At 43.0% G+C, this 24,991-nt stretch carries 26 protein-coding genes and 1 tRNA gene; 15 read left to right on the top strand and 12 right to left on the bottom strand.

The features are described from left to right. Positions 1-35: 35 nt before the first annotated feature. Both C7475_RS15285 and C7475_RS15275 read right to left on the bottom strand, forming a co-directional pair. Positions 36-824, bottom strand: coding sequence for a prohibitin family protein (locus C7475_RS15285; RefSeq protein WP_110054258.1), 789 nt, complete (start codon positions 822-824; stop codon positions 36-38). Between the two features lie 280 nt (positions 825-1,104). Then, positions 1,105-1,178, bottom strand: a tRNA-Pro gene (locus C7475_RS15275). Between the two features lie 188 nt (positions 1,179-1,366). On the opposite strand from C7475_RS15275, the gene C7475_RS15270 reads away from it, so the two are divergent. The 6 genes from C7475_RS15270 to C7475_RS15245 all read left to right on the top strand — a co-directional run bounded on the left by C7475_RS15270 (position 1,367) and on the right by C7475_RS15245 (position 5,046). Beyond that, the gene (locus tag C7475_RS15270; RefSeq protein WP_110054256.1) at positions 1,367-1,699 is read left to right on the top strand and encodes a hypothetical protein; all 333 of its coding nucleotides are present in this window, start codon (positions 1,367-1,369) and stop codon (positions 1,697-1,699) included. Then, positions 1,696-1,887, top strand: coding sequence for a hypothetical protein (locus tag C7475_RS15265; protein WP_110054255.1), 192 nt, complete (start codon positions 1,696-1,698; stop codon positions 1,885-1,887). The genes C7475_RS15270 and C7475_RS15265 overlap by 4 nt, the downstream gene beginning before the upstream one ends. 184 nt (positions 1,888-2,071) lie before the next feature. After that, entirely contained in the window at positions 2,072-2,539 is a 468-nt protein-coding gene (locus tag C7475_RS15260; protein WP_110054254.1) for a hypothetical protein, read from the top strand. A 10-nt stretch (positions 2,540-2,549) separates the two neighbouring features. Then, positions 2,550-2,723 carry a hypothetical protein gene (locus C7475_RS32990; RefSeq protein WP_158286511.1) on the top strand — a complete coding sequence of 58 codons (174 nt, stop codon included), beginning with the start codon at positions 2,550-2,552 and terminating at the stop codon, positions 2,721-2,723. A 209-nt stretch (positions 2,724-2,932) separates the two neighbouring features. Next, positions 2,933-3,835 (top strand): AraC family transcriptional regulator, encoded by a 903-nt coding sequence (locus C7475_RS15250; protein WP_110054252.1) that lies wholly within the window; start codon positions 2,933-2,935, stop codon positions 3,833-3,835. A gap of 176 nt (positions 3,836-4,011) precedes the next feature. Beyond that, positions 4,012-5,046, top strand: coding sequence for an NADP-dependent oxidoreductase (locus tag C7475_RS15245; RefSeq protein ID WP_110054251.1), 1,035 nt, complete (start codon positions 4,012-4,014; stop codon positions 5,044-5,046). 347 nt (positions 5,047-5,393) lie between these two features. Here the strand turns inward: C7475_RS15245 and C7475_RS15235 are convergent, their stop codons facing one another. From C7475_RS15235 to C7475_RS15210, 6 genes are all read right to left on the bottom strand, one after another. Beyond that, positions 5,394-6,248 (bottom strand): hypothetical protein, encoded by an 855-nt coding sequence (locus C7475_RS15235; RefSeq protein ID WP_110054250.1) that lies wholly within the window; start codon positions 6,246-6,248, stop codon positions 5,394-5,396. A 5-nt stretch (positions 6,249-6,253) separates the two neighbouring features. Then, complete coding sequence (locus C7475_RS15230; protein WP_199236240.1) at positions 6,254-7,480, bottom strand: MBOAT family protein; 1,227 nt, start codon at positions 7,478-7,480, stop codon at positions 6,254-6,256. A gap of 350 nt (positions 7,481-7,830) precedes the next feature. Continuing rightward, the gene (locus C7475_RS15225; RefSeq protein WP_110054248.1) at positions 7,831-8,409 is read right to left on the bottom strand and encodes a hypothetical protein; all 579 of its coding nucleotides are present in this window, start codon (positions 8,407-8,409) and stop codon (positions 7,831-7,833) included. A gap of 305 nt (positions 8,410-8,714) precedes the next feature. Further along, positions 8,715-9,422 (bottom strand): class I SAM-dependent methyltransferase, encoded by a 708-nt coding sequence (locus C7475_RS15220; protein WP_110054247.1) that lies wholly within the window; start codon positions 9,420-9,422, stop codon positions 8,715-8,717. A 98-nt stretch (positions 9,423-9,520) separates the two neighbouring features. Beyond that, positions 9,521-10,132, bottom strand: a complete 612-nt coding sequence (locus C7475_RS15215; RefSeq protein WP_110054246.1) for a hypothetical protein — start codon at positions 10,130-10,132, stop codon at positions 9,521-9,523. A 75-nt stretch (positions 10,133-10,207) separates the two neighbouring features. Beyond that, on the bottom strand, positions 10,208-10,828 hold the full coding sequence (locus C7475_RS15210; protein WP_233259866.1) for a bifunctional 2-polyprenyl-6-hydroxyphenol methylase/3-demethylubiquinol 3-O-methyltransferase UbiG: 621 nt from the start codon (positions 10,826-10,828) through the stop codon (positions 10,208-10,210). Between the two features lie 528 nt (positions 10,829-11,356). On the opposite strand from C7475_RS15210, the gene C7475_RS15205 reads away from it, so the two are divergent. After that, positions 11,357-11,812 carry an SRPBCC family protein gene (locus C7475_RS15205; protein ID WP_110054244.1) on the top strand — a complete coding sequence of 152 codons (456 nt, stop codon included), beginning with the start codon at positions 11,357-11,359 and terminating at the stop codon, positions 11,810-11,812. A gap of 10 nt (positions 11,813-11,822) precedes the next feature. On the opposite strand, the gene C7475_RS15200 is transcribed toward C7475_RS15205, so the two are convergent. The 4 genes from C7475_RS15200 to C7475_RS15185 form a co-directional block, all read right to left on the bottom strand. Next, a complete protein-coding gene (locus tag C7475_RS15200; RefSeq protein ID WP_110054243.1) occupies positions 11,823-14,111 on the bottom strand; it encodes a CHAT domain-containing protein in 2,289 nt (762 codons plus the stop codon). An 11-nt stretch (positions 14,112-14,122) separates the two neighbouring features. Further along, a complete protein-coding gene (locus tag C7475_RS15195) occupies positions 14,123-15,145 on the bottom strand; it encodes a DNA/RNA non-specific endonuclease (protein ID WP_110054242.1) in 1,023 nt (340 codons plus the stop codon). Positions 15,146-15,303: 158 nt separating this feature from the next. Next, positions 15,304-16,041 carry an SDR family oxidoreductase gene (locus C7475_RS15190; protein ID WP_110054241.1) on the bottom strand — a complete coding sequence of 246 codons (738 nt, stop codon included), beginning with the start codon at positions 16,039-16,041 and terminating at the stop codon, positions 15,304-15,306. 65 nt (positions 16,042-16,106) lie between these two features. Continuing rightward, positions 16,107-16,997: a helix-turn-helix domain-containing protein gene (locus tag C7475_RS15185; protein ID WP_110054240.1), complete on the bottom strand. Its 891-nt coding sequence runs from the start codon at positions 16,995-16,997 to the stop codon at positions 16,107-16,109. A gap of 364 nt (positions 16,998-17,361) precedes the next feature. Here C7475_RS15185 and C7475_RS15180 point away from each other — a divergent pair, with 364 nt between their 5' ends. The 8 genes from C7475_RS15180 (at position 17,362) to C7475_RS15145 (ending at position 24,879) form a co-directional block, all read left to right on the top strand. Beyond that, positions 17,362-18,087, top strand: coding sequence for a hypothetical protein (locus C7475_RS15180; protein ID WP_146217560.1), 726 nt, complete (start codon positions 17,362-17,364; stop codon positions 18,085-18,087). Between the two features lie 98 nt (positions 18,088-18,185). Continuing rightward, a complete protein-coding gene (locus tag C7475_RS33430; RefSeq protein ID WP_158286510.1) occupies positions 18,186-18,737 on the top strand; it encodes a TetR/AcrR family transcriptional regulator in 552 nt (183 codons plus the stop codon). A gap of 125 nt (positions 18,738-18,862) precedes the next feature. Next, on the top strand, positions 18,863-19,402 hold the full coding sequence (locus C7475_RS15170; protein ID WP_110054627.1) for a TetR/AcrR family transcriptional regulator: 540 nt from the start codon (positions 18,863-18,865) through the stop codon (positions 19,400-19,402). Between the two features lie 84 nt (positions 19,403-19,486). Then, positions 19,487-20,356 carry an alpha/beta fold hydrolase gene (locus C7475_RS15165; protein WP_110054237.1) on the top strand — a complete coding sequence of 290 codons (870 nt, stop codon included), beginning with the start codon at positions 19,487-19,489 and terminating at the stop codon, positions 20,354-20,356. Positions 20,357-20,443: 87 nt separating this feature from the next. Continuing rightward, entirely contained in the window at positions 20,444-21,610 is a 1,167-nt protein-coding gene (gene egtB, locus C7475_RS15160) for an ergothioneine biosynthesis protein EgtB (RefSeq protein ID WP_110054236.1), read from the top strand. Positions 21,611-21,643: 33 nt separating this feature from the next. After that, positions 21,644-22,654 (top strand): L-histidine N(alpha)-methyltransferase, encoded by a 1,011-nt coding sequence (locus C7475_RS15155; RefSeq protein WP_110054235.1) that lies wholly within the window; start codon positions 21,644-21,646, stop codon positions 22,652-22,654. A gap of 30 nt (positions 22,655-22,684) precedes the next feature. After that, positions 22,685-23,455, top strand: a complete 771-nt coding sequence (locus C7475_RS15150) for an SDR family oxidoreductase (RefSeq protein WP_110054234.1) — start codon at positions 22,685-22,687, stop codon at positions 23,453-23,455. Positions 23,456-23,523: 68 nt separating this feature from the next. After that, the gene (locus C7475_RS15145; protein WP_110054233.1) at positions 23,524-24,879 is read left to right on the top strand and encodes an LLM class flavin-dependent oxidoreductase; all 1,356 of its coding nucleotides are present in this window, start codon (positions 23,524-23,526) and stop codon (positions 24,877-24,879) included. The last annotated feature ends 112 nt before the right edge of the window (positions 24,880-24,991 follow it).

Here is a 24,991-nt window from a genome sequence, read left to right as displayed (position 1 = left end):
AAAAGGCGTCCGGTTTGTATCGGACGCCTTCTTTATTATTGAACATTTTTGAAGAACGTAGGAGAATTGCCGTATAAAGGCGTTTTTCCGTCCCATTTTTCGATGAACTGCTGCTGTATAAGCAGTGGAGTCAAAGATTGCTGACGGAGCAAATTTGCCTTTGCTTCGGCCTCTGCCTGTATGATCAGTTTTTTAGCGTTGGCTTCTGTTACCCTCAGTTCATTTTCTACCTGCATTGCCTGCTGCACTGCCCTGTTCTTTGCATCGATCGCCTGAGTGATCGTTTCCGGATACTGGATACCACTGGTCATTTGTTCCAGATCGAAACCTTCTTTCAGCAAGGAAGACGTCAGCTGCTGCTGCACGGAATTTTCAAAGGTCTCCCGGCTGCTGATCATACTATCGGTCGTATATTTATTGAACTGGATACGAAATGCATCGCGTACATAGTTGTATAATGTTGCTTTTGTTATTTCATCTATTCCTTTGCGATACTTTTTAAAGATCTCAGGGCTTTTACCTGGAATAACACGGAAGGTAATAGTAGGATCAACTGTAAATACAGATCCGTCTTTTGCGTTTACGGTAAAAGGATTGTAATCGGCAGTCTGTACAAAGATGGGGAATTCATACACTGATTCCGTCAGTGGATTATACCACACCCTTCCCGTTACCAGGGAAATGTCCTGCACTCCTTTATCGCTGCCGTATTGCTTTACTCTAATGCCTTCGTGTCCTGCATCGATCCTGGTACAGCACATCATACAGAATATAGGGACGATCACAACAACAATGACCATCAGAATAATAGATCGTTTCTTCATAATTTAAGTTTGGATTTTAATAGCTTATATAGCGCGTAGTGTAGTGTGAGGATTACGAAAATGCAAACAATCCCTCCGAATACTGCAAGATCGCTCGGCGCGGATAGTAATCCGGCGATCCATGTCCAGATATAAATATCCAGAATGACAACAGCTGGCAGGGATAAATAAATGAGGTTCATATTTATGCTGAATTAAATACGAATGTAAGAAATTTCCCTGCATAAGTAGCTGCAATTTCTATAGTAGAATTACAATGGCAATTTGCGAAGATTTCCTGTCGGGATGACAAGATTCGAACTTGCGGCCTCTTCGTCCCGAACGAAGCGCGCTACCGGGCTGCGCTACATCCCGAAATGTTTTATAAATTAATAAGCTTTAAAAAAACAACCAAATTTTTTTGTTAATTGCTCTGTTATCCGGTTATATAAACATCCGCCCGCTGCATTTAAGATCTCGCCAATTCGTAAAGAACGCCTAACCGTTGCACTTTCCTACTTAACTTTCCTGCATACTCGTGGCGATCTAAAAAATGAATAAAGATGAACAAAAGTACTTATTGCAAAAAACATACTTTCGTCAGCGTTATGAACAAAGAGAAGTATTCATTTAAGACCAATAAAAGCCACGCTAACTTCGAATTTGAAAGTTCTGGTCCGAACGGACAAATCAAGAAAGTTGTTGAATACAATGAAATAGGGAAACTGCCAGATGGAACTCCTATTCTTAACTTGGGTTTCGGTGATTGGGATGATACCTTGAGGATTGTTGGTGATCTGACAATTTCAAATAATGCCGATCGGGACAAGGTTTTGGCTACGGTAGCAAGTACAGTATTAGACGTTATAAATCATTATGGCAATATTTTAAAATGAAAAGAAAGAAAAATATGTCATTAGAGACTAGTAAAATTTTTAAAGAAAGGCAGAAACCAGTGATTGGAAAGCTAAGCTTCTCAGAAGAAGATTTGCGTAGAAGTAGCTTTCTCAACAAAAAAATAGAACAGGCCAAACGCAGCTTAAAAGAGCATCCAGTTCCGATCGAATTATTAAGACCAAGATAATATTATAATGGCAACGCCATTGTCATCACGACAAAAAAGGGTAGCATAAATGCTATCCTTTTTTGCTTATAATGGACGATATAATTTCCTCACAGATCTATTTAGCTAAAATGAATATGTGAAATAGAAATGAACGAAAATGAATAGTTCAAAATTGAACTATCAGCCTAATTTCACGGTCACTATGAAAAGAGAGAAATATCCTTATATCACAGATGAAACCTTTTCCAGATTCGAATTTGAAAGCCAGGGACCTAACGGTACTATTAAGAAAGTTATCGATTATTATGAAATTGGAGATTGGATTGATGGAACACCGATCTACAACCTGGCCTTTGGTGATTGGAATGAAAACGAAAATATAATAAATGATCTAACCATTTCAAATAACGCTGACAGAAACAAGGTGTTATCAACTGTAGCGAATACAGTACTTGATATAATGACACACATAGGTGATATTGCAGTGTATGCAAAAGGCAGTACACCAGCACGAACAAGGTTATACCAGATGGGTATCAATGCCGCCAGAGAAGAAATAGAAGATTTTTTTGATGTTTACGGATACGATGATGGGATATGGCGTAAATTTGAATCAGGAAAGAATTATGGAGCATTTTTAGTGATAAGAAAAAAAAGTAAATTTGATTAAACAGGAGAATATGTCTACAAAGCATTCAAAATCCCTGGATAAAAGGGAAAAACCAGCAGTGGGGAAATTATCAGTTTCGGAGGAAGCAGTTCGAAACAGCCCCTTTATTATAAAAAAAATAGAACAGGCTAGACACATGCTGAAAGAGCATCCATTTCCAATTGAACTGTTAAAAACGAAATAGTGTTAAACATAATAACCTTAAGCGTACCCCACTTTTGTGGGGTATTTTATTTTAACAATGAATCAAGTACCTGTTTTCCCTCCCCGGTAATTCAGGCTACATTTTTTACAATCCAGGCTAACTTTTCCTCCCCCTTTTTACTGACCTTTGTTATGTGAATGCAGAAAAACTGCCATACACACCGGATCACTCATAACATAAGCAAAGTCATGAAAGCAATACAGCCCACCATCTATAAAAGTATTCCTGAGTTTATGCGGGACATGGATCTGCCGGAGCCACTGCATCCTTTAGTGGCATTGGTGAATTATGATGTAAACCGTACCATTCCTGAAACCGGTGGACACAAGTTGCTGATCGATTTTTATAAGATCTCTTTTAAGAAAGATTTTAAAGGGCAGGTAAAATACGGACAAGGTTACTACGATTTTACAGGAGGCAGCCTGGCTTTTCTGGCGCCCAATCAACTTATAACAACAACCATAGATGAAGACTGCTATCAGGGGTATAACCTGTTTTTCCATCCGGACCTGATCCGGAACTATCAGCTGGGAAAGCATATTCAGCAATATGGCTTCTTTAACTATGCGGTGAACGAAGCTTTATTCCTTTCAGACAAAGAGAAAAAAGTAATAGCGGGCCTGTTTGAAAATATTGCCGCCGAATTAGATAATAATATTGATGCCTTTAGCCAGGATGTACTGGTGTCTCAGATCGAATTGCTGCTTAACTACAGTAACCGCTTTTACAACCGGCAATTCCTTACCCGCAAGGCGGTTAACCAGGATCTCATCAGTCAAATGGATACCTACCTGGCAGGCCGTTTTGCTGATCAGCGGAGCGGTATCCCGACTGTGGTGGAGGTAGCCACACATCTCAATGTTTCACCAAGATATCTGACGGATATGCTCAGATCATTGACAGGCCAAACTGCGCAGCAACATATCCATGACAGGTTAATTGAACAGGCTAAAGTGATTTTAAGCACTACCCGGCTCCATATTTCAGAAGTTGCTTATCAGCTGGGATTTGAGCATCCACAGTCTTTTAACAAGCTATTTAAGCGCTATACAAATCTTTCACCCAACGTATTCAGAAAGTCCTTTAATTAGCGGCCACCTTTCTCCATCTCAGCTATAGAGATCTCATAACATTTATAAAAAAGCATTCAATACAGGACGGTTACTACTGGCCTTATGGCGGAGCCATGTACCTGTAGCATCAATCTTCTTCTATTATCAAATAAACCAGCTACTGGTTTACAAATCATAAGACAAAAAATAACAAAATGGAAAACAAAGTAACGAATATTGAAACTACCCGCATCATGAAAGCGATCCGTTTGCACGAGTACGGGGGGCCTGAAGTATTAAGGTATGAGGACGCCCCACTTCCTGTATTAAAACCGGACGAGGTGCTTGTTCGCGTGCGTGCTGTCGGCATCAATCCTCCCGACTGGTATCTGCGCGACGGCTATAAAATGCTTCCTCCTGAATGGAGGCCTACCATCCCCTTTCCTATCATTCTGGGTACAGATATATCTGGCGTGGTAGCAGCTGTAGGCGAAGATGTAAAGAACTTCTCAGCCGGTGATGAAGTTTTCGGTATGATCCGTTTTCCGAGCGTTGGAGATAGCGCCGCTTATGCAGAGTATGTAGCGGCACCTGCATCTGACCTTGCGCATAAGCCGGCGGGCATAAATCATATCCAGTCAGCAGCAGCACCGATGGCTATCCTCACAGCATGGCAGTACCTGGTCGAGCTTGGACATAATGTACAGAACCCTCTTCAACCGGAAATGCATCGCCCTGTGCCACTTGCCGGCAAGACCGTTCTCGTGAACGGTGCAGCTGGCGGCGTAGGACATTTTGCAGTTCAGGTGGCAAAATTGAAGGGCGCCCATATCATTGCCGTAGCATCGGGTAAGCATGAGCATTTCCTGCGTCAGCTTGGTGCTGATGAATTTATAGACTATAAAAAGAATGCTCCCGAGGATATTGCACATGACGTAGATCTCGTTGTTGATACACTGGGTGGTCCGACCACCGGACGTTTCTTACGTACGCTCAAACGTGGTGGTGCTTTGTTCCCGGTATTCTTAGGTTTTTCAGACGCTGAAGAAGCAAAGGAACGCGGCATTACCATATCAATGACCCAGGTGCGCTCAAATGGCCAACAGCTTACAGAATTAGGACGCTTACTCGATACGGGAACAATCCGTGTTGCTATTGACAGTACCTTTCCGCTTGCTGAGGCCCGAAAAGCACACGAACGGGCAGCCCAGGGACACATCCAGGGGAAGATCGTACTGACCGTTGCATGAGGTGCTAAACTCTCAGTATGGCGGCCACAAAATCGAAATAGGGAGCCAAATTGACCTCCCTATTTTAAACATTACATCAATTTCCAACATGCCGGGATATATCTATAAGGAACTGGCCAAGCCCAGGACGCTTATAAATATGGAATGAATCAAATTGAAAATCAGGTGCAAGCGCCAATGGAGCAATAGTAGTCTTTATACTGTTAAGTTACCTACTTTCCTTCCATCCCACTGTTCTTGTATGCCGTAAAAATCAAAAAGCCGCCTCAATCCAGAGACAGCCCTTTCCATATATTTATTACGCTACATAAAACCTCGTACCACAAAAGCACTAATCTATACAACACTTACTTTCCGAACAGCCGTGTCGTTTCTTCCCTGAAATATATACTGTAATCCCAAAGCCCAGTAGGGCTCAAATGTATACCATCCATTGTCCGGTAGTTATGTTCTTTAGGAGGGTCTAAGAAATAAACATTTTCCTGGTGCTGGAACCGGGAATGGATACTCTCTCTGACTACAGTCGTCAGCGGTAGGGACTCTAATACTGGCTCAACAGGCATTTGAAAGAAGCAAACCTTCCCGCCGGAGGCAGTCACCATCTGTACAAATTCCGCCACTTTTTCCAATTCGCGGTTAATAATTGGTGTATCTGCATCTTTAAAACGGTTCTTCTGCTTCTCCAGCAATTTTTCAAACAAGGCTGGGGCAGGTATTGCATCGTTCCCCGGAGAAGGCCTTTCAACCATTTTCGAATTGGTTCTAAATGCGCTCATGAGGATATTCGCCGGTTGGTTCTGATCTCTCATGCCGGGCAACCAGATCTTCATCTGATTATTAATATCATTGCTGAACAAATCTGCAAATGACTTACTGGGAACGCTGAAGAAAAAGTTTGTCTCAATAAATACCGTTCTGGGAAGTGCAGGTGCCGCTTTAATAACTCCGATGCCATCTACTATATTCAGGCCTGGCATGGAGAGATTGTATATACTATCAGGCAGAGGCAGCATTGCAGATAGTGATGTACCTATCATTACCGACGGCGGATTATGTTCCGAATCATAAATATATTTCTGTGCTCTTATCACATTCAGCTGATATTGATACTGAAATGCGTCAAACTGCTTCTGACTGGTTTTCAGATAAATATTGAATGCAGCAAAAATGAATATAAAGACGATCAGACTTTTCCGGATCATATAATTTAAAATTGAAAATAAATAAATGAGCCTGAAGGGCCGCTATTCACTGCGATCATAAATAACATCAGACCGTAAGCCAGGTATTTATACCGGTTTGTAATATTGTATAACCGCCACTCGACCGGTAGGAGATAAAAAAGATGATAAAGCACTACCGGCATCGAATAGATTACAATAGAAAAGAGTAAAAGATAGTCATTATGTACATGTGTGTTTGTCCCGATAGCCTTGAGATAATCCACCACATCGTTAAACGGAAGACGGAACAGTAACCAGGCAAGCGTCACAAAAGCGAAAACCATACAACCTTTCAATATTTTACCTATCCGGCTGTCAATTTCTATATGAAAGGTCTGATTGATCAATCTTTCTATAGCCAGCGCCAATCCATGAAATGCGCCCCATACAGCATAGCTCCAGGCTGCACCGTGCCATAGTCCACCGAGCACCATTGTGATCGTGAGATTGAAATATGTTCTGAAGTGCCCTTTCCTGTTACCTCCAAGAGGAATATAGAGGTACTCTTTCAAAAAAGTAGATAACGAAATATGCCATCTTCTCCAGAACTCAGAAAAAGATGTAGAGATGTAAGGAAAGTTAAAATTCTCCAGCAGGTCATACCCGAACATTTTGGCAAGTCCCAGCGCGATCATTGAATACCCTGCGAAATCTGCAAAGATCTGGAAAGAATACCCGAGCAGCATCCCGATAAGTGTGATGCTGGATTTTGTCTGAAAATAGGGCGCCGTCATCCAAAAAGTAACATTAGAGAGATTGTCTGCTACCACCATTTTCAAAAAATATCCTACTGTGAGTTTTCTGAAAACATATTCCCAGTCGATTGTTTTTATACTTTTCTCTCCGATCTGTGGATAAAACTCGTATGCTTTTAAAATAGGGCCTGCAATGAGGTGTGGAAAGAAGGAAATAAAAAAAAGCGTTTTTGTCACATGTTTCTTTATTGATTTATCGATGGTCAGTACGTCAGAATGTCTATTGGAGTATACATCGATCAGCAGGCTGATCCCCTCAAATGTATAAAACGAAATACCAATTGGAAGAGGAATCATTGTGAGATAATGCCCTAAACCTTTAGAGGTATCCATAAAGGTATTGGCAAATAATGACCCGTATTTAAAATAAGACAAAAGAGCCAGGTTGATGATGACGCCTAGTGTGACGTATAACTTCCTGCGGTTAACCGCCCCATATACTGTCATGTAGCTCATCATGATATTTATAGTGGCGGAACACAACAGCAGCAGTAACAAACCCGGTTGTCCATATGCATAAAATACCAGACTGGATATAATCAGAATACCCACCTGTAATTTTTCAAATCGCGGGAGATAGTAAATAAAAAACGTTACAATAAGTAGTAATATAAATACCCAGCTATTAAACAGCATCGTAATAATCGGATTTAAACGGCGCAATATATAAAATATCGACTTAATATCCCAAGTTTCCGTGCTTCACTCGGCAAACGCTCTTAATTACCCAACCTCAACGACACAATAGAAAAAGCCGTCCCAAAATAAATTGAGACGGCTTTCCTGTTAAATATGTATCTGTACTATTAGTACTGAACTTTAATATCAACAGTGAAAGTGGTCAGGTCGCGAGCCATTCCTTTGTACAGGATCACACCTTTCTTACCACGTGCGTTCTGGAAGAAAAGCACAGAAGGATACTCAAAACCATCAAAGTCAGCATCTCCTTTTACAGTGATACCGTTCAGCGTAGAAGCATGAGCCAGGGTATCAAATTTGAATGGAGACATGATAGTTGTATCAGTCACATTGTGCTGAATGATAGTTTTAGTAGCACCGGTAATGGTGATGCCTTCCAGTTCTCTCAGGCTATCAGGACTAGCAAAGAAGATAGTACCTAACTCCACAGAACCACCAACGAGGTCGATGTACTTTGCGTTTGAATCTGTAGGGATCTTAGAATCAGTATACATTTTTCCATATTGGGTAGAGAATGCACGTCCGATAGTGTCACCAGCATCCATAGAAAATACCACATCGCGGTATACAACGATGCTATCTTTTGGAGCATCAACTTGAGGTGTAGGGTCTTTGTCTTCATCTTTCGAGCAGGCAACAAAGCAGAGGGCTGCGAGGGCAGCAACGGAAAAAAATACTTTCTTCATAAGAAATTTGAAATTAAATAATATTACGGCTGCAAATATATAGACAGAAGATAATATGAGCCAACTGGGTTACCTCGTTAATGTCTTGTGGAAGGAAGGGAAATATTCATAAACTCATACTAAACAGCTACTTAAACAAAGTAAAATTATTTAACTGGAAATTAGGGCTGATAAACGGGATATAACGTTAAAACCACAACGAAATTAGGTGATAGAGTCAACAATTGTCATCCATAATTCAGTTAACTAAATAAAAGAGGACAGAATAGAAGTAATTCCATTCTGTCCTTTTCATATTTGATCGACTATAATTTCTCGCACAAAAATATATTGTTCAGATAGAGATCCTTTCGGCGGGGCAAAATAGCGGCTGACAGCACTGCATAAAGATTCATCGAGCTATAAACCACCAGACGGGCAAGAGAACGTACAACAGGTATCTTACGAAAAACAGGCAGGATATGTTTAGCCACGTAAGTAATTTTAAGTTGCATGATCGTCTCTATGTTACCTCCTGTTTTATCTATCTCCAGTACTTTAAATCCGCTTTTCTCAAACAAACTACGCAGCGCAAATATCGTATACCGGGCATAATCGTTGGGTTCCTCATGCTCACAGATCGCAAATGGACATGTGATCAATATGCGGGCGCCAGGTTTCATAACCCTGTTAATTTCCAGTAATATTTCTTCCAGGTTAAATACATGTTCAAATACTTCCGTGCTGAACACTGAATCAAAATGTGCATCCGGAAATGGTAGATGTTTGCCATCGTAGAAAACGTCTACCGGTTCATCATCATGCGGATGTCCTTCACTGTCGTAATCCACACCAATATATTCATCAACCGAAAACAGGCTTTTATAGGGTTTTGAGCCACAGCCAAAGTCCATTAAACGTCCCTTCAACTGAGGAATGTAAACAGTCAGCGCACGCAGCAGTCCTTTCCGTGTGAGATAGGCAGGATAGCGTATATCCGGGTTAAAAGCGTAAGGTATTTGTTTATATGGCATTCGGTAAAAATAAAGATAATTTCCAATACACAAAACATCACTAAAAGCGATCAGTAGGTACAACCTCAAACGCCCCCTCTAAATTGGAAAGAACCTTGTTACACACGCTTCGCTCCTGCCGGGACCACGCCTTCCTTAAAAGCTTTCCTCTGAGCCTTATCTGCTAAATCCATGCAGAAATTCTCCCAATTACCATCCGCGTTTAACACCGCACAGTTCCAGGAGCCGTCTGCATCATCAGGGAATTGCCATAGAATATGATAACCTTCTTCATTGGAAAAGCCTTCCTCGTCAGCCTGTAATATGCCTTTCACTCTCTCCCATATGTAGGACTGAGTACTTGTTATGATTGGGTAATTATCCTCTTCCAATCCGATGTCCATTAGCTTGAAAGCGTAGATGACACGTACACGATCGAAAAACTCATTCAGCCATTTTGCAGCCGTTGTTGGTTGAAAATCAAGGATCGTTTCCTTAAATTCATCCAGCTCTTCTTTGCCAAATTTGCCTTCTTTAATTACATCCCTGTTTACTACCGCCAGCAATTTATCTCTTTCATTTTTCAATTCAAGATGCGTCCATTTTTCGGGCAATTCGCTTTTTAGAATGCCCAGCCTTACCTTAAGCTCCTCGTTGTCGAGCGCCTCTATAATTTCGTCTAAATGAATATCAGGATCTTGTGTTCCCAAAACACGTATGTAATAACTCATAGCGCGAAATTAAGCTGAAAGTATTGCCTCGCCAAATACGGCTCAATTATGATTAGCGCATGTACAGTGACGTTGTCAGTCCGTTCCCTTTCTACATTTGATCAGGAAGAAGGGGAAGTTCTCGCTAACTTCTGTAATTTCGAATAATCCAAAATTGCCAAACTCCGCGTTTATAGAATCTCTGTCGTAAAAGAACATCTTAACGCCATCGAATATCTCATAGCGGTCCTTGCTAATCATCTCGCCCTTGCCATAAGTAGGCGCTTCTTTCGAAATAACAGTAAAAACCATATAGCCTCCCGCCGATAACTGATGATAACAATCACTTATCAATTTCGCTCTTTCGCTACTATCTAACAGGTGAATTAACGCATAACAAAATATCCCTTCGTACCGGTATTCATCAAATGGCATATCCGTCACAGAACCATGATGAATGATCATATCCGGACCGTAATGTTTCCTCGCCATTTCAATAGCCGTCTTCGATATCTCAATGCCCGTTACGGTTATTCCATTATCTCTGAATATCTGCGCATTTCTGCCATAACCTATTCCGGGGATCAGCATATTCTTAACTGATTCCCGCACGAAGAAATCCTTCACCAATATAGCTGAATTGGACGGCGCGAAGCCCCACATCTCTTGCTTTTCAACAAACGCTGACTCCCAGAATTCTGTCTTTTCATTTTCCATATTCATAATCTTTTATACTTTTATATTGACGCGCTGATTACGCGGATTTTTTAAAACGATGCTATTAAAATTCAAAACACTTTCTGCTCAAATCTTTTAAACTTCACAAAATTAAGTAGAAAACTGTTGCGGGAAATACTGATTTTTCAGGCGAAAAAACAATTATAATATACACATTATCAATTAATTATACAAAAACATAGCATAAGAGACATTTACCAGCGTCAGCTCATCACATCTTCACCTATAACATAACCTGATCAGGCTCATACAAGGCTTATACAAGGCTTAACTTACGTTCATCCTACGTCTTTGAACGTAAGATGAACGTAAGTTAAGCCTTGTATAAGCCTTGTATGAACGAATATTAATAAAATGAGAGAAGATACATTCAGGACAGAGAAGAGTTACTCCTGTTAAATGTTACAGGTCGCTCCTACAACATATACAATTAAAGCAAGCATGAGACGTTTAATATCTTTCTTACATCTCCCTCCGTATATTTGTACCTCTCCAAAAACAAAACACATGAACACACTTCAGCCCGTCATCGAAGCACAAATGCTGATCAGAAAACCAGCTAATGAGGTCTTTAATGCATTTATTGATCCCGAACAGACCCGCCATTTCTGGTTCACAAAAGCAAGTGGTAAACTGGAAAAGAATACAACCGTTGTCTGGGAATGGGAGATGTATAATGTTTCTACTATCGTAACCGTAAAAGATATCGTACAGAATGAACTGATCGCGATCGACTGGGGAAGTCCCGCTACTGCGGTAGATTTCATTTTCAAACCAATGGGTGACGGTACCACATATGTAGTTATAAAAAACTATGGTTTCCAATCAGAAGGGGAAGAACTCATGAAAGAGCTGATCAATACTACCGGTGGTTTCACAACGGTACTTGATGGACTAAAGGCGTATATGGAACATGGTATTAATCTTAACCTGATTGCAGATAAATTCCCTTCCGGCAAGTGATCATATAAGATCAACGCTTGAGTACCGCAAAGGGATGTCCATACACCACGTAGGAGATCCAGGCAGAATCAGGTTCCGCACTTGCCTTTGCCCTGGCATTGACGGTAGCTTCCGACAGTGTTTTCCCGGCTTTTAGCTCATCATAAAAACTAGTGATGAACGAGACAGCTGCATTGTCTTCCACAGCCCATAGTGAGCCTATAAATGCACCTGCGCCGGCATTGAGGAACGCTTTGGCAAAACCTCCGTAACCAGTCAGCCCGTTCCCTAAACGCCCGGTTTCACAGGCATTGACCACTACCAGCGGGCGACTTCCGTCACGGCTGATACTACCGCATCCCTGGACGGTAGTCTGTGTAAGGTAGGTCGGCTTTAACTCGCCATTCTTATACTCTTCCTTTAAGAGAAGTTTTGCATGTGTGATATTGTCCATATCTGCACCACCATGACAACAGAAATGTAAGAGATCAAATTTGCCCTCGCGCAGTAGCTCGGTAACCGTCAATGTTGATGGTTCTACTTCCACAGCTCCGAATGCTTTCTTCAGATATTTCGCTTCTAATTGCCCTGCTGGCAACTCATGTTGAGGGTCCTGATATTGTGGAATGACATATTTAGCCTGGTCTTTCCGTATCACCAGCTCTTTTGCCGGCGTCCAGCCATGTAACCAACGGGTAAGCCCCATTTCACCCAGGAACTTGTCTGCAGACTGCCACGCTACCTGTTGATCGGGATGTTTTACCAGCAGCAACTCCCAGGGTATGAAAGGCTCTGTAGAAATGACCTGTATAGACGTAATATTCAGTGTATTCTTGTAAAGAATATTCCTCAGTTTTTCCGGAAACAACTGCATGAACAATGTAGCACCGTAATCACGCAATTGCATATTGAAAACCTTCATATTCCCATTGGTATTGTCCCATAACTCTTCTATCTCAGTATATAACTGCGCTATATATTTCTGTCTGTCTACAGTAATAGTGGGAGATTCAAAAAGGTCCAGGATCTCCAGGCCGGGAACATCCAGTTCGTACGTATAATAACTGTTCGTACCCACCTGATGCTCACGGATGCGTAGCTGGTTGACCGCCTTCGGAAAAGGTGCCGGAGCATCGGCAATAGCAGTAGCATTGGTCACACCTGCCGGCGCCTCCTTTTCTACACAAACAGGTTCTAATGTAAGTGATGCCATTGGTACCTGTTCCTGGGATATTTCTATATGCAGTTTACATGGTCCGATGTGAGTGAACATTGCGCTGAAAGAGACTACAGCAGATTCCCCCGCAGCAGGAACTTCAATTTTCTTTCGAAAGTCGCCCTTGATGATACAATTGATTTCAGGATGTATACTGATCGTTAACATCTTGTCGGCTTTCACCTTGGATTTGGCAGTAGCCGTCACCCTCCCGGGAATTGCTTCAATTTCATTCCTGGATATCGTCACTTCTACTGCGACAGGCTTTTCTTTTACGACCTGCTCTTTGGTACTGGCCTGGAAATGACAGGTCACTTTTTTGGTAACCGCCTTTGCCGGAGATGGGGAGATCTCTTTTGTGGTCTTACCGCTTGGTATAGAATCAGGAAAAACGCCATTTCCAACACCATACCCCCTTTTCGCCGGTTTTGCAGGCTTCAGTGACCTGGACCTCCGGAATACTTTCATCCCCGAAGAAGAATCCTGTTCTCCCGAAGGATTTGACCAATTAGACGGATCGTTTCCAGATATACTGGAACCTGGGCCAGGGCTACCGTAAGGAGTAGGTGAAGGCGTTGTTGATGGAAGCCCCCAATCTACGATACCGGGAGAAGGGTCTTCATCGCTGTCAGCTGTATTGTCTGGCAAGATCAACGGGGTACCCTGACCGAAATAATCAGTGTTTTTGAATATATCATCCTCTGACTTCTTTCCTTCAAACTCGATAAACGGCGGCCAGTAACCTCCCCTTGATTCTCTTCTATCAGGCGGATAAGGAGCGTTCTGTGGCGGCGGTGCTGCTGACAGCTTCTTCGGTATCTGCTCAAACAACTCACGTAGCCGCATTTGAAAATCAGGGCTTTTCGCAATTTTAGCATCTATCATTTGCAGCAGTGCTTCTTCCGGCTTGCCTAAGGGCGTTTTACTGAATGCCTTCAACAGCTGCTGTTGCTGAGCAGATTTAAATACTGATGCCAGAAAATCCCACATTGGCTGCACAGGGCTTTTCACACCGGGCGATAGCAATTGTTGATTACAATATTCCTGCAGCAAAGCTACAACCTGTATGCTCGCTGAATTATAAGCATTGGTAGACCGTTTCATGATAAACGATGTTATGGTAACACAATATTTATGCGGAAGTTCCCCGTAGGCCTCTTTCCTCCATTAATGTCTGCAGGTGCTAATCCTCTTGTAATTCTTTCCTTCGCTTCAGCTGCATCGCGAATACCCCTGATCACACTCAACATCTTCTTTCCTTCCGGCACTACCAGTTTCTTTACACCTGTCCAACTGAAGTTCAGCCCCGTGTTGGCTTCAACAAAGGGAATATTTACCTGGAAAACCTCTTTGTAAACAAAGTCGTTAAAGAATCCCACCTCCTCTGGTGCAAGGCCTCTGCGTCTTCTTACAGTGAACATATTGTCTTCAATAAGCTTCTTCTCATGGCTTATCATAAAAGCGGTGGAATAAAGCCCTTTAGGGCTCATAAATACGATCACCTTGAAGAAGAGCAGGGGAATCCTGAAGGAGGGTAATTTGACATAAGAAGGGTCCTTAGATGTCAACATCGGACCGGTAAATACACAGATGCGTTTGTTGCCTGCCACGCTGGCCGCTTCCTTGATAATATAACTTTCCAGCCCTTTCCAGAGGCCACTGTTTAACTTTTCTGCCTGGGGCACGCTGTTGGTAAAGTGGAATGTCTGGTAAGCTTTCAGGCGGCCATTCTCCCCTCTTCCCATTTCGTTATTGGAGGCCATATGGCCAATCTCAAACTCAGTAATATCTTTACGCAGATCATAGAACTCCTTGCCCAGCTGCAACTCGGCTAATACCCTCGGATCTTTTCTGAATGCAGGTCTTGGCGATTGATCAGCTTTATCGGCGCCGTTGATGTTATAAGCGGCTACAAAAGGTACTTTACGTTCAGTGTTATAGAGTACGCTGAATCCTGTATAGTGCAGGATACCCTGTTTGTTACCTTCAACCTCCGGTAGCAGTAGCTTCTGTTCTGCACTAAGTATCTTGCTGAGTGACAAATTGATACGTTCGCCAATGAATCTGGGGGCGTAGCCCTTACAACGGAGCAGCTCTTCTTTGGCGAAGGCCAGATCTTTCAGGTTTGGGGCAGGCATAAAGGAAAATTTAAGAATGAATGCTGTGGAACTTACTTACGTAATTTAACGTATTCATTGCCAAATTGAAATACCAAGTAGTTGGTATTTTTTATGCCTGCCCCTGCAGATCATTTCAATGCCGGTCTGCCAGTTCCTGCAAACGGCTTAACCTCCTTTTACCATGGACTGATCCCGGTTTCCGGTACATTGTCATCACTAAAGAACAAACCTGTCGGACCATCCGGTCCCATTACGGCAGCCTTCACTACACGCGCAGCGGCATCTGGTACCGTTCCGGGACCGGTGTGATTGTTGAAATCCGTAGCTGTATAGCCGGGATCAACTGCATTTACCTTAAAAGGAGTATCACGCAGGGCATCAGCCAACACGATTGTATAAGCGTTAAGAGCAGCTTTGGATGGAACATAAGATGCAGGCTTAACATGATAATGCTTCCAGGAAGGATCGTTTTGAAGTGTAAGTGAACCCAGGCCGGAAGTAACATTGACAATTCTTGGCTCGGGTGAATTCCTCAACAGGTCCATGAATGCCTGAGTCATTGATATGACACCAAAGAAATTAGTTTCGAATACCTGTTTAAAAAAGCTGATATCCGTTTCAAGCGGAGACTGCGGAATACTACCACCTATACCGGCATTGTTGATCAATACGTCCAGCACTTGGGTTTTTCCACCAAGTACCTCGCGGGCAGCTTTTATAGAGCTGAGATCATCTACATCGATCTCTATGGTCTCAACATTGTTCAATCCTTCTGATCGCAACTGGCCGACCGCCTGCTCGCCTTTCTTTATATCACGGCTTCCCAGGTATACATAATACCCTTTTTGTAATAATTGCCTGGCTGTTTCATAGCCGATACTTTTGTTTGCTCCTGTTATCAGTACTGTTTTCATAATTAATTTTTAACAGTACAAAGCTACTGGCGTGCGAAAGATCAGCTGTGACACATTCTTCGGTACTAATGGTACATTTCCCGGATTTTTGTACGATACGCTGCAGGTGTTTCACCTGTTTCTCTTTTAAAGAAGCGGTTAAAATAGGAAGTGTCCGAAAAACCGAGGTTAAAAGCAATATCCTTCAGTGAGTTATTGGTATGAAGCAACAGACGCCTGGCTTCCATTACTAATCGTTCATGTATATGTTTGATTGCCGGCTTGCCACTCTGAATTTTCACCACTTCACCTAAATGTCCTGCTGAAATATGCAGCATTGCAGCATAGTCGCTTACTTCATGATACTGATAAAAATTTTCATCGATCTTCGCCTGAAAATGCTTTAGCAGCTGCTTATCCGCCGGAGTATCAGTGGTAGTATACTGCGTTGTAAACAGACGGCTCAGATAAGTTAGCAGTAACGTCAGGTAAGCCGACAGCATACGTTGCTGCCATTCCCCCGGTTGCAGATACTCGCCACAGATCTTACGTAACAGATCTTCTACAAAAAGAATGTCAGTATCCGTCAGGAGCAATTCATTCCCTTGCTGATAATTTCGAATGATAGGTAAATTCCGTAAGGAAGCATTTTCCTGAAAGGAAAGGAACTCACTGGTGAAAGCTATACCGGTACTCCATAATTGTTTAAATTCTTCTTTTACGATGACCTGCCCCGGACCAGAGAAGTAAAAAGTATTGTCCTTAAGAATGTATGGCGTCATGTCTATCCATTGACGTGTACCTGCCTTCCTGATGAAAACAAACAGGTAATGGTCCTTCCTGTGCGGTATAAGTAGTTCCGACAGGTCCGGAAAATCGCCTTCGAAGTTATATACTCTAAAGTGTTTATTACCGCTTACGGTATCCGGTTCCAAATGGTAGACCGGTACATGTGAATCTGGGCTACGTACCTGCATTATATAAAATTACATTTTTTTCACACGTCATATATTCACAATACACACTTCAATAGTAATTGGCAACTTATATCCGTTAACATCCAATTAACAAACGAAAGATTTGGAATGTATAAATTGCTGCACCGGTAGTATACTGTATACCGGCAGAATTAAGCACTCACGTTATATCTTATTTTTCGACTTAAACTGTACCATGAGAAGTAAATGGATTGTCTCCTCAATGTTCGCCGCACTTTACATCTTTGCCGCATGTTCAAAAAAAAATTCACCTGATGTTCTGCCACCCGACACCGATCCTCCAACGGAAGTTGATACTCCAAAGTGTCTGCTTTCAGAGATAAATTATCAATATCAACCCAACATGCCTTACTTCAGGGATCCCGTGACACTTACATATGATAGTCTCAATAGAATTACGCAGAGACAAGGCATCAACACATATATTCTTTATAGCTACGAAAATGGCAAGGTCATCCATCGTATGTATTTAAACAGCATCACCGATGCAAATTTAACAGAGCGTTATATTTATACACTCGACAATAATGGCCGCATTGTGTTCCATACGAGGAATGAATATTCATCAGATCACACGTCAGAAGAAGACTATATTCGCCAGGATAGCATCGACTATCAATACGATGCGGAAGGCCATCTTATCGGCCAGAAGTGGTATGAATTAGGCTTATTTCTCACAAAGGAAACAAAGTCTACGTACCAGAATGGCAACATGATACGGCGGGAAAATATTTACTACGAATATGCCAGCGATCCGCTTGTCAGGAAAGGCGCAGACACGCTTACCTATACATATGACAACTCCGCATGGTTTCCCGAAGCCTACTACCTATATGAGGTCGGAGATGACGTCAGAGATATCAGGACCGGTAAGCCGAATATGAATAATGTGGTTAGTATCCATTGTAAGATGTTTAAAGATACTACCATATATTACGACTTCTATAAATCTATTGATTATAAATATACGGTAAAAGACGAAAAACTTGAAAAGGTCACCATGACAGCCACCACTACAAATGGCTACAACATCAATACTACTTTTGGGTTTGAATATAAATGCGATTAAGGCAGCAAGCAGCTTAACAGGTAGAATCGGGAATCTGCGTCACCAGGCAAAACGAAACAGACTTGTCTGTTTGAATGTTTTTCCTCAACTTTGCTTTTATGCGCGACAAAAGAAAAAATGCAGTCCGCGAAGCAATCGTAGATACTGCGTCCCGCCTGTTCTATCAACAGGGTTATGTCAACACCGGAATCAACCAGATAATTGAGGAATCCGGGGTTGTGAAATCCTCCCTCTACCAGGGATTCAGGTCCAAAGAAGATATCTTAATGGCCTATCTGGAAAGTGCCGGAGCGGCTACAGACGAGGCTTTGCTGAATGCAACCCGCCAATATGAGGAACCACAGCGAAAAATACTGGCTGTATTTGACTACCTGATCAATCTCGTCCAGCAAAGTGACTACTACGGATGTAACTTTCTGAATATCATATCTGAAATACCCAAAGACGCCGAGCGCGTCAGAAATCAGATCAAGAAACAAAAAGATGGCGTCAGAAACCTTTTCAGGAGTATCCTGGCTCCCATAGATAAGGGCCATCTGGCAGATGAGATCTATATATTATTCGATGGCGCCCTCATCGCCAATAAGGTCCATGGCGAAATATGGCCGGTGACCACCGCAAGAAGCATGGCCCAGTTATTAATGAAATAATTCCCTCCCACCGCTACCTGATTAAACAGCTCTTCCCTTATTTAATAAAAAATAAGAAAAGAAAATTAAAAATATAGCGAAAACAGACTTGTCTGTTCTTGATATATTTATTTACCTTTGGTCCTATGAAAAAGAAACCGATCAGAGAAATCGTTCTGAGAACTGCATCCCGGTTATTTTATCAGCAAGGCTACAGCAACACAGGTATTAACCAGATCGTCGAAGAAGCAGGTATTGCAAAGTCATCGCTCTACCAGCATTTTCGAACGAAGGAAGACCTTCTGATGGCTTACCTGGAAGATACCGGCGCTCAAACAACAGCCGCTCTCCGGAAGGCGGCAGATCGACATGAGCAACCCCGGGACCGAATGCTGGCTATATTTAATTACCTGGAAGAGTTACTGAAACAACCAGAGTTTTATGGTTGCCGTTTTCTGAATATCGTTTACGAAATGCCTCACGATAACGATCGGGTCAGGGAGAGGATCAAAGTACAGAAAGATACGGTCAGACAGCTCTTCACGGAGATATTGACACCCATTCAGAAAGAACATCTTGCCGACGAATTCTATACGCTATTTGAAGGCGCCCTGATCGGAAACAAAGTACACAACGCCCACTGGCCGATTGTGTCCGCTACCAATACCTTAAAAAGATTACTCTGACCTTTTTTTGCCCAGTATAAAACAAACTTGTCTGTTTTACCAATCTCTTCAGATATCAAATTTAGAGTACTAAACTTCAAACATATGAAACCAATCGTCGTGAATTATCGCAAACTCAAAGTGAATGACCTGAACATCTTCTATCGCGAAACCGGCCCCGAGAACGCTCCTGTAGTGTTACTACTGCACGGTTATCCTACTTCTTCGCATATGTTCAGGAACCTCATCCCGCTGCTGGCCGAGAAATATCATGTGATCGCGCCTGACCTCCCTGGTTTTGGTTATACCGATAAACCAGATCATCAGTCTTTCACATATACCTTCGACAATCTCGCAAAACACATGCAGGGATTCATTGAACAACTTGGCCTTAAACGGTTTGCCATATATGTTTTTGACTATGGCGCTCCCGTAGGCTTCCGCCTGGCTGTTAACAACCCTGAAAAGATCACGGGTATCATTACACAGAACGGTAACGCCTATGTGGAAGGGTTAAGTGATGGATGGAATCCCATCCGGAAATACTGGAATGAACCCACTACCGAAAACAGGAACGCACTCAAAATGATGGTGGAAGAAGGTACAACCAAATGGCAATACCTGTCAGGTGTAGAAGATGAATCACTGGTTGCTCCGGAATCATACACGCTCGACCAGCATTTCCTCGATCAGCCTGGCAATGTAGAAATTCAGCTGGACCTCTTTAAGGACTATGCTACCAACGTAGCCCTCTACCCTACCTTCCAGGCATACTTCAGAGAAAAACAGCCGGCTTTACTGGCAGTATGGGGTAACAAAGATCCTTTCTTCTTACCTCCGGGAGCTGAAGCGTTCAAACAGGATATACCCGGCGCCACTGTTAAATTCTTTAATACCGGACACTTCGCACTGGAAACACATGTCAATGAGATTGCTGTAGAAATTCTTTCTTTCCTTGAAAAATTACCGGAATAATCCTGCGTAGAAGAATGCCGCTTTACAGTCTTTTCAAAACATCCTGCTCTTTTACGATTCCCAAATTAACATACAGTGACAAAGTATATGACAACAAGAGATGAACTGATCATGCAGTACAAGCAGGTCCGTACAGCGACTGAGCAGATCTGTATCTCACTGGAAACAGAAGATTACGTTGTACAACCCGTCGTGGATGTAAGTCCGCCGAAATGGCATCTTGGACATACAACATGGTTCTTCGAAACCTTTATTTTAAAATCGTACGCTACAGATTATAAAGAATTCGACGCTGCTTACAATTATGTATTTAACAGCTATTATGAATCTGTCGGGGCGAGAGTGATCCGCACTGACCGGGGTAACCTCAGTCGCCCTACTGTTAAAGATGTATATCGTTACCGGCGCTTCATAGACGAAGCAATGATCACATTTCTGCAGGATACCAGTTCGCTTGCGGAGATTGCTGAACTGATCATTCTTGGGCTCAATCATGAGCAACAACACCAGGAGCTATTGTATGCCGATATCAAATACATCCTGGGACATAATCCGCTTTTCCCTTCATATCGTCGCGACTACTTACCTCCCACCGTATCACAGGTTAAATCACCGGCGATGGTACCGGTAAAAGAAGGGTTGTATGAGATCGGCTTTCAGGGCGAAGGGTTTCACTGGGACAATGAACTGGGAAGACACAAAGTTTATCTTCCTGCATTTGAGATCAGTAACCAGCTTGTAACGAATGAAGCATACATCGCATTTATCAATGATGGCGGTTATCAGAACTTCCGCTACTGGCATGCAGAAGGCTGGGACTGGGTAAGAAAACAGCAAATCACTTCTCCGCTGTATTGGCATTTCATGGATGGACAGTGGATGAATTATACATTCAGGGGACTTGAACCAGTTCGTAAGGAAGAAGCCGTTTGTCATGTAAGCTTCTTCGAGGCATACGCTTTTGCTAACTGGAAGGGAATGCGCCTGCCCACAGAGTTTGAATGGGAAACGGCTTCTCATCTCTTTGACTGGGGCCAACGTTGGGAATGGACGCAGAGCGCATATCTCCCATATCCTCACTATGCACAGGCGCCCGGGGCACTGGGAGAATACAATGGTAAGTTCATGGTCAATCAGCAAGTACTGCGTGGTGCATCGGAAATAACGCCTGCAGGTCATAGCAGGAATACTTACCGCAATTTCTTTCAGACAGATCTGAGGTGGCAGTTTACCGGGATCAGGCTTGCTAAATAGTCATATGGTGTCATGTGAATCAATTTTAATCTTATGAATGCAATGAACATAAATAGCCACGAAACGAATGTGGTACACACTCAGACAAAAGATGAAGTGTCTTTCTATCAGGATGTTTTGGAAGGATTGCAGGCGGAAAATAAATATCTGCCATCAAAATATTTCTACGATATCAAAGGAGATAAATTATTCCAGGACATTATGCGATGCGAGGAATATTATCCATTTGATTGCGAACTGGAAATATTCAGTAAACGCACTGCAGACCTGGCTTCCGTAATAACAAGATATGGCGGAAGTTTTGACCTGATCGAACTTGGCGCAGGCGATTGTACCAAGTCTGGTTACCTGTTAAAATATCTCGTTAAACAGGCGGCTGATTTTAACTATATGCCGATCGATATTTCAACGAACATCATCAGCTATCTGAGCACAGAACTGTCTCGAAGCATCCCCGGATTAAAGGTTACCGGCCTCAATGGCGAGTACATGGAAATGCTGGAAAAGGCAGCAACCATATCAGACAACCGCAAAGTCCTGTTGTTCTTAGGTTCCAATCTTGGCAACATGCCTCCCACAAGGGCACTGATGTTCTGCCGCGAACTACGCAGCCATATGCAGAAGGGCGATCTGGCCATTATCGGTCTTGATCTCAGAAAAGATCCGAAGACCATTCTCGCTGCCTATAATGATAAAGAAGGAATTACACGGCAGTTCAATCTCAATTTATTAGAGCGTATCAACAGGGAACTCAATGCAGATTTTGACCTGTCAAAGTTTGAACATTACCCTACATACGATCCGGCAACAGGCGCTTGCAAAAGTTACCTGGTAAGCCTTCTGGACCAGGTAGTGTATATACCCGCCAACACAGGCGCAGAAGAGATCCGTTTCAAAAATGGGGAATGCATTTTTATGGAGATCTCACAAAAATACGCGTTCAATGAAATTGAACTGATGGCCAAACGATCCGGCTTTAAGATCTCCGGTCAATTTTATGATCAACGGAACTGGTTTGTAGACGCCGTATGGGAAGCGATTTAAGCAACACTTAACAACTTAGCAACATCATTTATGGAAACAAAGATCGCAATTGTAACCGGCGCCAGCGCCGGTATTGGCCGGGCTACTTCAATACGACTGGCAAAGGATTTTAAGGGTATCGTGCTTGTCGGACGCAAAGAAGAGGAGCTGAATAAAACTGCTGAACTTATTAAAGAAGCCGGAGCCGAGCCGTTAGTAATCACCGCAGACCTGGAGAGCCCCGAAGCAGCAGAGCTGGTGATCAGCCATACTCAAAACAGATTTGGCCGCATCGATGCACTCTGTAATATAGCTGGCGCTGTTCCACAGATACACCTGTTTGAAATGACAGATGAACAATGGAATGCAGGTGCAGAAAGTAAGCTGCACGGCGCCAGACGGCTAACTATCAAAGCATGGCCTTTACTGAAAGCGTCAAAAGGCTCGGTCGTATTTATCTCCGGTAACTCTGCAGAAGCGCCGAAACCTGCTTTCGCAGCTGTTGCTACCATCAATGCCGCCATCTGCGCGCTTGCAAAAGCTTTCGCGGAACAGGGCATTATAGACGGAGTGCAGGTAAACAGCCTGTTGCCGGGGCCTGTTATGAGTAACCGCCGTATCAACTTTCTGAAAAAGTGGGCGGCAGAGAATAACCTTTTCATTGAGGAAGCCGGGACACAATTCCTCGCCAACGCGCAAATCGAGCGTTATGGGAAGCCGGAAGAGATTGCAGAAATGATCGCCTTCATGGTATCGCCTGCAGCCAAATGGCTGATCGGCACAGCCATCAGGATGGATGGCGGAGAAGTAAGATCTATATAATTCCACACTTGTTACCTGGCATCCCAATTTGCCGGAGCTATTCCAATTAACAATAAATCAATAAGATCATGGCCAACAAACATTTAATCCTGACAGCATTCTTCTTTAATCCACAAGGAGATAACCGGATGTCGTGGCGCTACCCCACCGCTCCCGGTCCTGAGATTTTTGAACTGGATTATTACCAGCGTTTAGCCATAGCCGCGGAGGAGGCTTGTATAGATGCCATCTTCCTCGCAGACCATGTTGGTATATGGGATTCCTTTCAGAGCAATATTCCTCACTACGCCAACGCACGCCTCGAACCCATCACACTGCTGTCCGCACTTTCAGCAGTCACAAAAAAGATCGGTCTGATCTCTACTGTCTCGGCATCTTATTCGGAGCCGTATAACCTTGCCCGTAAATTTGCCTCACTGGACCATCTGAGTAAAGGCCGCGCGGGTTGGAATGTTGTTACATCCGGAATGAATGAAGAAGCAATGAACTATGGCAGGGATGCCAGTATCGAGCACCGCACCCGGTATCAGCGGGCAGCAGAATATCTCGATGTTGTAAAGGCGCTTTGGGACAGTTGGGAGGATGATGCGGTTTTGATGAATAAAACAACAGGTCTCTTTGCAGATAGCCATAAGGTACATCATGTCAATCATACAGGTGACTTTTTTAAAGTTCGCGGTCCGCTGAACGTACCACGTCCTCTTCAGGGCCATCCGCTCATCGTACAGGCAGGAGGATCTAATGATGGTAAGGACCTTGCTGCAAGACATGCGGATATGAATTTTGCCTTGCTTCGTTCTATTGAGGAAGGCAAAGCTTATCGCGAAGACTTCGATGTAAGACTTGCTAAATACGGCCGGCCTTCTTCAGCATTGAAGGTCCTTCCGGGCATTCTGCCTATTGTAGCCTCATCCAGAGAAGAAGCGGCACAGAAAGAAGCCCTTCTTGAAAGCCTTGTTCCTGAACAGGTGGGTATCGATCTTGTTTCAAGCTGGGTAGGGATAGATTTGTCCGGATTTCCATTAGACGGGCCTATCCCCGATTTACCGGATGAAACAAATTTCAACGGACAACGCACTAACCTCGCAAAAGTAAAACAGTATAAACAGGAAGGACTGTCATTACGCGAAGTAGCGCGCATAGTGGCAAATGCAGGTAGCGCACCAACTATAAAAGGAACGCCGAATGAAATTGCCGATCAGTTTGAAGAGTGGTTCACTGCGGGAGCAGCAGATGGTTTTAACCTGATGTTCCCGACAATACCGGAAGACTGGATGCGATTTATGAAAGAAGTTGTACCCGAATTACGCAAGAGAGGATTGGTACCATCAACATATGGACAGGGAACGCTACGCGAACGTTTGAACCTTCCCAGGCCTTCTAACCAATTCGCTGTCCAACATGCATTGATCAACAACGGCTGATATCTTTCAAAATCGGCAAAACCGGCAGTGATTGCAGGCACTGCCGGTAACACTTTAGCTGTCATATAGCTTGTCAGATAACAGATCTACACTTTTATCAAAATAAACAGTC

This window comes from Chitinophaga sp. S165 (assembly GCF_003182155.1).
Taxonomy (GTDB): Bacteria; Bacteroidota; Bacteroidia; order Chitinophagales; family Chitinophagaceae; genus Chitinophaga.
Note: the sequence above shows the minus strand (reverse complement) of the source record. Positions and strands in the feature narration are given on the sequence as shown.

What these genes read in the sequence shown, in the direction of transcription:
- C7475_RS15285 (WP_110054258.1), bottom strand. Translation starts at nt 824, where the DNA reads ATGAAGAAACGATCTATTATTCTGATGGTCATTGTTGTTGTGATCGTC.
- C7475_RS15270 (WP_110054256.1), top strand. Translation starts at nt 1,367, where the DNA reads ATGAACAAAAGTACTTATTGCAAAAAACATACTTTCGTCAGCGTTATG.
- C7475_RS15265 (WP_110054255.1), top strand. Translation starts at nt 1,696, where the DNA reads ATGAAAAGAAAGAAAAATATGTCATTAGAGACTAGTAAAATTTTTAAA.
- C7475_RS15260 (WP_110054254.1), top strand. Translation starts at nt 2,072, where the DNA reads ATGAAAAGAGAGAAATATCCTTATATCACAGATGAAACCTTTTCCAGA.
- C7475_RS32990 (WP_158286511.1), top strand. Translation starts at nt 2,550, where the DNA reads ATGTCTACAAAGCATTCAAAATCCCTGGATAAAAGGGAAAAACCAGCA.
- C7475_RS15250 (WP_110054252.1), top strand. Translation starts at nt 2,933, where the DNA reads ATGAAAGCAATACAGCCCACCATCTATAAAAGTATTCCTGAGTTTATG.
- C7475_RS15245 (WP_110054251.1), top strand. Translation starts at nt 4,012, where the DNA reads ATGGAAAACAAAGTAACGAATATTGAAACTACCCGCATCATGAAAGCG.
- C7475_RS15235 (WP_110054250.1), bottom strand. Translation starts at nt 6,248, where the DNA reads ATGATCCGGAAAAGTCTGATCGTCTTTATATTCATTTTTGCTGCATTC.
- C7475_RS15230 (WP_199236240.1), bottom strand. Translation starts at nt 7,480, where the DNA reads ATGAGCTACATGACAGTATATGGGGCGGTTAACCGCAGGAAGTTATAC.
- C7475_RS15225 (WP_110054248.1), bottom strand. Translation starts at nt 8,409, where the DNA reads ATGAAGAAAGTATTTTTTTCCGTTGCTGCCCTCGCAGCCCTCTGCTTT.
- C7475_RS15220 (WP_110054247.1), bottom strand. Translation starts at nt 9,422, where the DNA reads ATGCCATATAAACAAATACCTTACGCTTTTAACCCGGATATACGCTAT.
- C7475_RS15215 (WP_110054246.1), bottom strand. Translation starts at nt 10,132, where the DNA reads ATGAGTTATTACATACGTGTTTTGGGAACACAAGATCCTGATATTCAT.
- C7475_RS15210 (WP_233259866.1), bottom strand. Translation starts at nt 10,828, where the DNA reads ATGGAAAATGAAAAGACAGAATTCTGGGAGTCAGCGTTTGTTGAAAAG.
- C7475_RS15205 (WP_110054244.1), top strand. Translation starts at nt 11,357, where the DNA reads ATGAACACACTTCAGCCCGTCATCGAAGCACAAATGCTGATCAGAAAA.
- C7475_RS15200 (WP_110054243.1), bottom strand. Translation starts at nt 14,111, where the DNA reads ATGAAACGGTCTACCAATGCTTATAATTCAGCGAGCATACAGGTTGTA.
- C7475_RS15195 (WP_110054242.1), bottom strand. Translation starts at nt 15,145, where the DNA reads ATGCCTGCCCCAAACCTGAAAGATCTGGCCTTCGCCAAAGAAGAGCTG.
- C7475_RS15190 (WP_110054241.1), bottom strand. Translation starts at nt 16,041, where the DNA reads ATGAAAACAGTACTGATAACAGGAGCAAACAAAAGTATCGGCTATGAA.
- C7475_RS15185 (WP_110054240.1), bottom strand. Translation starts at nt 16,997, where the DNA reads ATGCAGGTACGTAGCCCAGATTCACATGTACCGGTCTACCATTTGGAA.
- C7475_RS15180 (WP_146217560.1), top strand. Translation starts at nt 17,362, where the DNA reads ATGCCTTACTTCAGGGATCCCGTGACACTTACATATGATAGTCTCAAT.
- C7475_RS33430 (WP_158286510.1), top strand. Translation starts at nt 18,186, where the DNA reads ATGCGCGACAAAAGAAAAAATGCAGTCCGCGAAGCAATCGTAGATACT.
- C7475_RS15170 (WP_110054627.1), top strand. Translation starts at nt 18,863, where the DNA reads ATGAAAAAGAAACCGATCAGAGAAATCGTTCTGAGAACTGCATCCCGG.
- C7475_RS15165 (WP_110054237.1), top strand. Translation starts at nt 19,487, where the DNA reads ATGAAACCAATCGTCGTGAATTATCGCAAACTCAAAGTGAATGACCTG.
- egtB (WP_110054236.1), top strand. Translation starts at nt 20,444, where the DNA reads ATGACAACAAGAGATGAACTGATCATGCAGTACAAGCAGGTCCGTACA.
- C7475_RS15155 (WP_110054235.1), top strand. Translation starts at nt 21,644, where the DNA reads ATGAATGCAATGAACATAAATAGCCACGAAACGAATGTGGTACACACT.
- C7475_RS15150 (WP_110054234.1), top strand. Translation starts at nt 22,685, where the DNA reads ATGGAAACAAAGATCGCAATTGTAACCGGCGCCAGCGCCGGTATTGGC.
- C7475_RS15145 (WP_110054233.1), top strand. Translation starts at nt 23,524, where the DNA reads ATGGCCAACAAACATTTAATCCTGACAGCATTCTTCTTTAATCCACAA.